This window comes from Nocardia sp. NPDC003345 (assembly GCF_053589395.1).
On the sequence record NZ_JBSFRU010000454.1, the window covers coordinates 1 to 3,857 of the forward strand.

At 73.0% G+C, this 3,857-nt stretch carries 4 protein-coding genes; all 4 read right to left on the minus strand.

Annotated features, from left to right (window positions below; translation table 11 throughout):
- Positions 1 to 1,208, minus strand: a 1,208-nt coding sequence (locus ACWDU1_RS30430) for a phosphoenolpyruvate carboxylase (RefSeq protein WP_450003749.1), incomplete at its 3' end; no start/stop codon positions are given.
- A gap of 78 nt (positions 1,209 to 1,286) precedes the next feature.
- Complete coding sequence (locus tag ACWDU1_RS30435) at positions 1,287 to 1,985, minus strand: hypothetical protein (RefSeq protein WP_450003750.1); 699 nt, start codon at positions 1,983 to 1,985, stop codon at positions 1,287 to 1,289.
- Positions 1,986 to 2,097: 112 nt separating this feature from the next.
- A complete protein-coding gene (locus ACWDU1_RS30440; RefSeq protein ID WP_450003752.1) occupies positions 2,098 to 2,670 on the minus strand; it encodes a GNAT family N-acetyltransferase in 573 nt (190 codons plus the stop codon).
- Between the two features lie 236 nt (positions 2,671 to 2,906).
- On the minus strand, positions 2,907 to 3,857 hold a 951-nt coding region (locus ACWDU1_RS30445), incomplete at its 5' end, for an MFS transporter (RefSeq protein ID WP_450003754.1).

Genomic DNA, 3,857 nt, shown 5'->3' on the forward strand with positions numbered 1-3,857 from the left:
GGGGTCGCGTATATCCGCGCCTCGGAGGCAGTGCCGTCGGCCGCGCCGAGGGCCGCGAACTCCCGCAGCGGCGCGCCGGCCGCCGCCCCCGAGAGATCGGCGGCGGCGCCGGACACCGGAACTCCCGCCGCGATCGACGCCTCCGGGCCCAGCGTGGTCAGTGCGCGCAACGCGGTCGCGGTGAGCCGGGACCGGATCCCGTACAGCGCCCGCCGGTACGGTTCGTCGGCGTAGGAATCGGGGTCCGGATAGCCGCGGTCGGAGAGGGCGCGAAGCGCCGGGGAGACCGGCACCAGCCGGGCCGACAGCGCGAGTGTCTTCTCGAGGTCCACGAGATCGCGCAGATAGCGTCCGAAGGCGACCCCGGCGGCCTGCCCGGCCGCGGTGCGGACCACTTCGGCCGTGACGAAGGGGTTGCCGTCCCGGTCGCCGCCGATCCACGATCCGGGCCGCAGAATGGGTTTCGGCAACAGCGTGTGGCCGGGCCAGCGCGCGCCCAGGGCCTGCCGCACCCCCGCGTTGATGGCGGGGATCACATCGAGCAGCGTGAGTTCGTAGTACCGCAGGCCGACCGCGATCTCGTCCTGGATCCGCAGCCGGGACAGCCGGATCAGCGCGGTCCGCCACAGCGTGAGCACCTGGCGCCGGATCTCGTGTTCGAGTTCGGCCGTCTCGGCGGGGCCGGCGCGTCGGCGGCGGCGCATCAGTTCGGTGATCCGGCTCTGGGTGTCGAAAACGGTGCGCCGGCGGGTCTCGGTGGGGTGTGCCGTGATCACCGGCGAGACCAGCGCGTCGGACAGCATCTCGGCGACCCGCTCCCCCGTGACCCCCGCCGCGTCGAGTTTGCGATAGGTGGCGGCCAGCGACGAATCCTGGGGCGCCTCACCGGCCGACTCGTGCGCCGCGCGCCGCCGGTCGCGCTGGATGTCCTCGGCGAGGTTGGCCAGCAGGACGAAATAGCTGAAGGCCCGGATCAGCGGCAGCGCGACCGCGATATCCACTCCGGCCAGCATCTCGCCGACCGCGCTGCGTTCCACTTCCTCCCGCCGGACCCGGAATGCCTCCACCCGTACCCGCTCCACGAGATCGAACACTTCCGCGCCCTCGTGGTCGCGGATCGTCTCACCGAGGACGCCACCGAGGAAGCGGATATCCTCGCGCAACGGCCGGGTCGCGTCGTTTTCTGGTCCGGTCTGCGCTTCGCCCATGATCGGACAGTATGGTCGGGCGCGGCCGGAACGGCTGTGATGACGCACACGAGGACCCGGTGCGTCGGCTGCGCGAATTCACCGCCCGGGGTGCTCCGCCGCCGCGCCCGCCCGGTCGGGCCCGGGTTCCCGGCCGGCGCTCGGCAACCACAGCGCGGTGGCGACGATTCCCGCCATGAACAGCAGTTCCGCGCAGTTGGTCAAGAGCATCGGCGGCATGGCGCCGGCCACCACGAGCATGGTCACCGTGGTGATCGTCCACAGCCGGTATCCCCGCACCCGCCATACCGCGACGGCCGCCACCAGCACCACGAGCACGGTGACGATCACCGGCAGCACCCCGGCGAGGGAGGATTCGCGCGCCGTATACCGCACGGTGCCCGCCCATTCGGCGGGCACGAGCTCCAGATGCAGCAGTTCGCCGAACACACCGAGTGCGATCACCGCGGCGGTCACCGCATAGACCGCCACCCGCACACCCGTCCGGCGCGCCCACTGGACCCCGGCGCGGGCGGCGGCCGTTCCGGACCACGGAATGAGCAGCGATGTCAGCACGATATGCGCCACGAACCGCGGCACCGACCACAACTCGAGCGTCGCACCCGCCCCGATCCAGCGGCCCGCGGCGACCACGCCGTTGTCGTAGACCAGTGCCGCGGCCACCAGGGCGGGTACGAGCAGGATCCGGTCACCGGTCCGCGCGAAGCGCCGGGCGCAGACCCCGGCGAGGACGAGATGACCGGCCGCGAGCAGGGCGAACAGTATCGAGGCGAGCACGATTTCCTTTCCCCCCGGCGGTCCGGGTCGCCGGTCACGATACTGCCGCGATTCGGCCGCCTCCGGCGCCGAGTGGCGGATTTCACCGGGCGGGCCCGGCCGGATCCGCCGGTCAGCGTCGCCGGCGCGATCCGGATCGCGCCACCGCGGGCGCCCGGCCGAGCCCGGAATGCTCCGGTATGTGCAGCGCCTTCTCGAACCACAACCGCGGTCCGCGGCGCCCGGCCACCGGGGTACCGGACTCGGTGTATCCGGCGGCGGCATACAGACCGCGCGCCTCCGGCTGCCGATCCCCGGTGGCGGCGAGTACCTGCCGGTAGCCCAGCCGGATCATCTCCGCTTCGAGTTCGGCCAGCACCCGGGTGGCGAGTCCGCGCCGTCGTTGTGTGCGGTCGGTCCAGACCCGCTTCATTTCGGCGGTGATCCCGTCGACCCGGCGGAATCCGCCACCGGCCACCGGTTCCCCGTGCTCCACCAGCACCAGCAGATCGCCGTGTGGCGCGAGGAACTCGGCGGGTGGGCGCTCCCGCATCCGCCGGTGAATCGCGCCGGCGGTTCCGCCGTAGCGCGCGCTGTACTCGATCGCCAGTTCGGCCAGGACGGCCGCGGCGAGCGGATGGTCCGCTCGGACGTGATAGATCCGTGGACCGCGGGCCCGTTCGCCGATCGTCGCCGGTGTGCTCACACTCGTACCTCCATCGCCCTGGCCGCAGTGCCACACCACTCGGCCATTCCGGATGGTGAGATCGAGATTATCGAAACCCGGCCGCGCGGGCACCGATTCGAGTCACGTGTCACCGAAGACTGGACACCGTTACTTCCCGTTTACAGCACCTTCCGTTCATCGGCAGGTCACCCGCGCCCGGCGGCGGTGCGGCGCCGGGCGCGGGTCCGGACCACCGGTGCGACCGCGAGCGTCCGCTACCGGTGCGGCGGCAGCGGCCCGGCCGAGAACACGCCGCGGCACACCAGCGCGACGAACAGGGCCGCCGCGACCAGCACACCGGCCGTCCAGAGCGGCCCGGTGACGCCGAACCGGGAACCGTACGCGGCCGCGGCCGCCACCGGCCCCGCCACCGCGCCGATATTGAGCGCCGCTGTCGCATAGGAGCCGCTCATCGTGGGTGCGCCCACCGCCTCGTGGAGAACGCGTGCGATGAGCGTGCTGCCCAGGGCGAACGACAACGCGCCCAGCACGCACAGCAGCGTCAGCAGCACCGCGGGCCGGCCGGTCGTGAGGGCCGCACCGGCCCAGCCCAGGCACAGCGGCGGCCCGGCGACCGCGATCACGAGGCCCGGCCGGTGGTCGGAGAAACGCCCGGCCACGGTTACTCCGGCGAAGGAACCCGCGCCGAACAGCATCAGCGCCACCGGGACCCACAGCGCACCGAGACCGGCGGCCGCGGTCACCACCGGCGCGAGGAAGGTGAAGGCGCCGAAGGTGGCCGCGTTCACGGTCGCGGCCGATACCAGCATCACCAGCAACCGCGGCCGGGCCAGTACGGCCAGCTCGGTGCCCAGGCCCGGCCCGGCGCCGGAGTTACCCGGCCGGGCGGGAGCCCCGGCCAACACTCCGAACGCCGCGAGGATACAGATCAGCGCGACCGCCCAGAAGGCGGCCCGCCAGCCGAGCAGCGCGCCCACCAGCGCACCGCCCGGCACACCCGCGACGGTCGCCAGAGTGGTACCGGACAACAGGACCGCCAGGGCCCGGCCCTGGCGGCCGGCCGGGACCATGGTGCTCGCGGCGGTGAGCGCGAGCGCCAGGAAGCCGGCGTTCGCGACGGCCGCCACCACGCGGGTCGCCGCCAGCACCGGGAAGCTGCCGGTGAGCGCACCCGCGATATGGGCCGCCAGGAACAGGCCGACGAA